4 protein-coding genes are annotated in these 5,937 nt (G+C 31.5%); all 4 read left to right on the top strand.

Annotated elements, in window-relative coordinates; genetic code table 11:
• The first annotated feature begins 73 nt into the window (after nucleotides 1-73).
• The 4 genes from ACKI5C_RS06615 to pheT all read left to right on the top strand — a co-directional run bounded on the left by ACKI5C_RS06615 (nucleotide 74) and on the right by pheT (nucleotide 5,841).
• Nucleotides 74-1,876, top strand: coding sequence for an ABC transporter ATP-binding protein (locus ACKI5C_RS06615; protein WP_407432385.1), 1,803 nt, complete (start codon nucleotides 74-76; stop codon nucleotides 1,874-1,876).
• A gap of 1 nt (nucleotide 1,877) precedes the next feature.
• Nucleotides 1,878-3,668 carry an ABC transporter ATP-binding protein gene (locus ACKI5C_RS06610; protein ID WP_407432384.1) on the top strand — a complete coding sequence of 597 codons (1,791 nt, stop codon included), beginning with the start codon at nucleotides 1,878-1,880 and terminating at the stop codon, nucleotides 3,666-3,668.
• Between the two features lie 113 nt (nucleotides 3,669-3,781).
• Nucleotides 3,782-4,141 (top strand): hypothetical protein, encoded by a 360-nt coding sequence (locus ACKI5C_RS06605; protein ID WP_407432383.1) that lies wholly within the window; start codon nucleotides 3,782-3,784, stop codon nucleotides 4,139-4,141.
• A gap of 23 nt (nucleotides 4,142-4,164) precedes the next feature.
• On the top strand, nucleotides 4,165-5,841 hold the full coding sequence (pheT, locus tag ACKI5C_RS06600) for a phenylalanine--tRNA ligase subunit beta (RefSeq protein ID WP_407432382.1): 1,677 nt from the start codon (nucleotides 4,165-4,167) through the stop codon (nucleotides 5,839-5,841).
• Nucleotides 5,842-5,937 lie beyond the last annotated feature (96 nt).

Raw genomic sequence — 5,937 nt, 5'->3', positions numbered from 1 at the left:
ATTAATTAAAATAATATTTATATATAATTAAAAAAAAAATAAAATTAAAAAAATAAACTAGAAGTTGAAATGTATGGATATGAAAAAAACATTTACAACAATAGGAAAATTACTTAAACCATTAAAAAAGAACATTATTCCGATTTTTCTTATTATATTATTCCTATTAATTGATGTTTACTGTAACCTAACCCTACCTTCATACACTGCAGATATTGTAGATATAGGAATACAAAACACGGATTTCAATTACATAATAAGTGTAGGGACCATGATGATGGTCATGGTCTTAATAGGGATTTTAGCCACAATTGGCCTTTCATACTTCTCAAGCAAAGTATCAGCAGCATACGGAAGAGATTTAAGAAAAATAAGTTATGAAAAAATTTTAAAATTTTCAAATTTTGAATTGAATAAAATATCAAGAGCATCTCTTATTACACGTAACACTAACGACGTATACCAAATACAGATTTTTTTAGGCATGTTTTTTACAACAATACTATTTTCACCAATATTGGGTATAGGAAGTATAATCAAAGCTATGGAACTTGGAACCAATCTTTTATGGATTATTGCAGTGACATTTGCCGCAATAATAATTCCTTTCATTATAATATTCATAAAAATTGTGCCATTCTTTAACATAATACAGGAACTGACTGATAAAATAAACCAAACATCAAGAGAAATATTAATAGGCATGCCAGTTATTAAGGCATTCGTAAGGCAGGATTACGAAGAAGAAAAATTTGAAGAAATTAATGAAGAGTACAAATCAGCAAATCTGAAAGTTTTTAGAATTCTTATGATTTTATTGCCCGCACTGACATTATTGCTGAATTTGATGGTAATTTTTATCTTATACTTTGGAGCATATGATGCAATTAGAGGTGAAATATTAACTGGAACTATAATAGCATTCATCCAATATGCTACACAAATTGTAATGGCATTTTTAATGATGGGAGGATTTTTGGTAATGATTCCGAGAATTTTAGTATCAGGAAGACGTGTTGCTGAAGTAATAAATACCGAAACATCAATTAGCGACGGTCCGATTGATAAAATAGATGATAATCCCACTATCGAATTTAAAAATGTAACTTACATTTATCCCGGAAGTAAAAAAGAAATATTAAAAGATATTAATTTTAAATTAGAGAAAGGAAAGACCACTGCAATAATTGGAGGAACTGGAAGTGGAAAATCTACAATCCTAAACTTAATTCCACGTCTTCAGGATGTAAGCGAAGGGGAAATCCTAATTAGTGGCAGAAATATCAAAGATTATAAATTATCCACAATTAGAGATATAATGTCTTATGCTCCGCAAAAAGCAATTCTTTTTCAAGGAACAATAAGATCAAATATGCAAATAGGTAAGGAAGATGCAAGTGATGAAGAGATTGAAAAAGCATTAAAAATAGCAGAAGTAGACTTTATAGAAAGTTTAGATGATGCCGTTTCACAGGGAGCAACTAATTTTTCAGGAGGGCAGAAACAGCGTCTTCAGTTGGCAAGATCAATAATATCCGAACGTGACTTTTATCTGTTTGATGACTGCTTTTCAGCCCTTGATATGAATACCGAAGCAAAAGTGAAAAAAAATTTAAAAAGTTTAAAAGAAAATTCTTCAATGGTGATTATCTCACAGAGGATTTCAACAATTATGGATGCTGATGAAATAATTCTGCTTGATGAAGGAGAGATAATTGATAAAGGCAGTCATGATTATCTGAATGAAAACTGTGATATTTACAGAGAAATTGTATCTTCACAAATAGAACAGTCAAAAGAGACATTATATGATGAAGAATCCTCCAGTTTTATTATAGATACAGACCATGCCAGAAAAACAATAGGAGGCAAATAAAATGGCAAGAAAAGCTAGAAGAGCGCCTCCAGAGAACCCGGCAAATACCAGACAATCCATAAAAAACATATTCAACCTATTAAAAGGATATAAATTGAAGATGACTATTACAATAATCTGCGGAATCATATCAACAGTATTTTCAGTGATAGGTCCTCTTTTAATAGGATTTGCCACAACAGCAATATTTGACGGAATAACATCCGGAAACATGAATCTGGAGTATATAATCAATTTGCTTACTACAATCGGAATTTTATATATCATAAGTGCAGTCTTTTCATACATTCAAAGTTATCTATTGCTTGATATAACTACAGATATTGGCTATAATTTAAGGAAAGAGTTAATTGAAAAAATAACTCACTTGTCAATGAAAGATTTGGATATAAACACCAGAGGAGATATTTTATCAAGAATTACAAACGATGTGGATTCTCTGCAATCTGGAATCCTTCAGACATTTAACCAATTTTTAACAGGTGTTGTTACAATAATCGGTGTTACAATAATGATGCTGTCCATTAATTTATGGTTAGCAATTATCACCATAGTATTAGTTCCAATTTCATTTTTCATTATAGTCAAAATTACTAAATTCTCTCAAAATTATTATTTAAAACAATTGGAATACAGGGGTAGATTAAATGGACAAATTGAAGAGTCATTTACCGGCCATGAAATCATACGTTCATTTAACCAGGAAGATAAATCAATGAAAATTTTTGATGAAGAAAATGAAAATTGGTACGAACAAGAATGGAAATCTAAATTCTTTTCAAGCCTATCCGCCCCAATAATTCATTTCATTTCCAATTTACAGTATGTAGCCATATCAGTTATTGGAGCAGTGCTTGTACTTCAAAATGCAATAAGTGTTGGAGATATATTAGCATTTATCCAATACTCCAAAAACTTCACAACACCAATTGAACAGATAACCAGAATAATGAATATGATACAAACTGCAATGGCTGCAAGTGAAAGAATATTTGAATTCATGAAAATAGATGCTGAAGAAAACCCATCCGAAAAACAAATCAAAGAGATAAATGAAGGAATTATCTTTGAAAACGTTAAGTTTGGTTACACTGAAGATGAACTGATAATAAAAGACCTGTCATTTAAAGTCAAAAAAGGAGAAAAAGTAGCTATCGTAGGTGAAACCGGAGCGGGTAAAACAACCATTGTCAAATTACTCATGAGATTCTACGATGTAAATAGTGGTGAAATAACAATTGATGGTGTAAACATTAACGAATACGACAAACACAGTCTCAGATCTCTTGTAGGTATGGTTCTTCAGGATACATGGCTATTCAATGATACTATATTTAACAATATTCGTTATGGAAAATTAGATGCTACAGAAGATGAAATCATAACCGCTTCAAAAGAAGCACATGCAGACCATTTCATAATGCAAAATCCTGATGGATATGAAACTATAGTAAACGAAGATGCAGATAACATTTCCCATGGGCAAAAACAGCTATTAACAATTGCAAGAACAATACTTTCCAACAAACAAATATTAATTCTTGATGAAGCTACTTCATCTGTTGATACAAGAACAGAAATGATAATTCAAAAGGCCATGAATAAACTAATGAAAAATAGAACCAGTTTTATTATAGCCCATAGACTTTCAACCGTTAGGGATGCGGATAAAATACTCGTAATTGAAGACGGACATATTATTGAGCAGGGAAGTCATGAAGAATTGCTGGAACAAAAAGGATATTATTACAACACATTGAATGCCCAAAATAATGACATATCCTGCGAATAAGGGTTTAAATCAAAAAATGCTAAACACCAAAAGACAAAAAAATCATAGATAAATATATAATATAATATATTCATAAATAATTATATTATAAATCTTTAAAGGACTGTTAAATAATGGAATTACTATGGTTTTATGTTGCAATTGTTTTAGCTATAAGCGATATAATACACACGCAATTAATGTGGAAAGTTCTAAATAACTTTTACATTATCCTAGGCGGTTTAATATACCATTCAGTTGACAATTCCCCATGGAAAACATGGGTAGTCCACGAATTAATGGAAGCAGTATTTCACTTTATAGTATTATCCATAGTCTTCCTATCACCTACAATAGGAATTTTAGCAGCCACAATTCATTTTATAATTGATGTAAGCCATACTGTTTTAATAGGCCATATGGGCGAATTGGAACATAGGGCGCTACATTTTCTTATCGAATCATTATTTTTCATGATGATTTACGGATTATAATCAAATTCTATGGAGTATGCTAAATGCCAGTTATAACATTTAAATATCAAGATTTAAAAGATTTAGGAATAGATATGGAGAAAGATGAATTAATAGACACATTACCAATGATGTCTAGTGACATTGAAGACTTTGATGATGAAGAAATTAAAGTGGAATTCTTCCCTAACCGTCCGGACAATTTATCTGTCGAAGGAGTAGCTAGATCTTTTAAAGGATTTATCGGTCAGGAAACAGGTCTTCCAGACTATGAAGTAACATCTTCCGGAGAAAGTGTTACCGTTGAAGATGATGTAGCTGAAATCAGACCATACATTGGCTTTGCAAAAATCGATGATGTTGATTTTACTGGCGATAAACTCAAATATATTATGGATTTCCAGGAAAATCTTCATTGGGTAATCGGAAGAGACAGAAAAAAAGTAGCTATTGGTATTCACAATGCAGATGTTGTAAAAGCTCCATTTAAATATATTGCAACGCCAAAACAGGAAAATGCTTTTGTTCCTCTTGAAAAAGATACTCCAATGACTCCCGAAGAAATCTTAACCGAACATGACAAAGGTAAGGATTATGCTCATTTAATTGACAAATTTGATAAATATCCATTAATCCTGGACTGTGATGACAATGTTTTATCAATGCCCCCAATCATTAACGGAGAGTTGACCAAAATCAAAGAAGATACCAAAAACATTATTGTAGATGTTACAGGTACTGATGAAAGAGCAGTTAACCAGGCATTGAACATCATATGCTGTTCATTTGCTGAAGTTGGTGGAAAAATCAAAAGTATGGAAGTTAAATACTCCGATAAAACTGTTGTTACACCAGACTTAACTCCGCAGGAGATTAATGTTCATGTTGATACTGCAAATGAATTGATTGGTGGAATCAATTTAAATGCTGAAGACATTAAAGAATTATTATTAAAAGCACGTTTTGATGCTGAAATATTGGATGACAATGAATTGAAAGTATTTGTTCCGGCATATAGAGTTGACATTTTACACGAAGTTGATGTTGTGGAAAACATTGCTGTACAGTACAGAATTAACTCTATTGAAGCCGAATTGCCTGACATCAATACAGTAGCTTATGAAAATGACTGGTTTAAGGCTGAAAGTACTATTCGTGAAGTCATGATTGGTTTGGGATTCCAGGAAGTAATGAGTTTAATGCTTACTAACGAGGAATCACATTATGAATTCATGAAACAAGCTGAAGAGGATCATGTTCAGGTTGCAAGACCTATTACAATTGACAGAACCATGATTCGTACTAGTTTAATCAACAGCTTAATGGAATTTTTAGAAGACAACAAACATGAAGACTTGCCTCAAAAGATATTTGAGATTGGTGATGTTTTATATATTGATGAAACTACTGAAAATAAAGTCAGACCTTCCAAAAAATTAGCAGGTTTGATTTGTCATTCAACCGCTAACTTTACTGAAATTAAATCTGTTGTGACAAGCGTTGTTTCTAATTTAGGATATTCAATGGAAATTTCCGACAGCGAAAACCCTTCATTTATTTACGGTAGGGCTGCAGATTTAGTTGGTGAAGCTAAAAACGGTACTATCGAAGGATTCTTCGGTGAAATATCTCCTGAAGTAATAACAAACTTTACTTTGGAATATCCCGTTATAGCTTTTGAAATCGAATTTATGAACAAAGAAACAACCTCGACACAATAATGTCGAGGATTATTCTAAATATTATATAAAATATTTAACAAACTACTTTTCACCAACAACTTTTTTAAAAAGAGCAAATACTAAAAATATAAAAAA

The organism is Methanobrevibacter sp., from assembly GCF_045646045.1.
In the GTDB taxonomy this organism is placed as follows: Archaea; Methanobacteriota; Methanobacteria; order Methanobacteriales; family Methanobacteriaceae; genus Methanocatella.
This window is presented reverse-complemented; position numbering and strand designations above follow the sequence as displayed.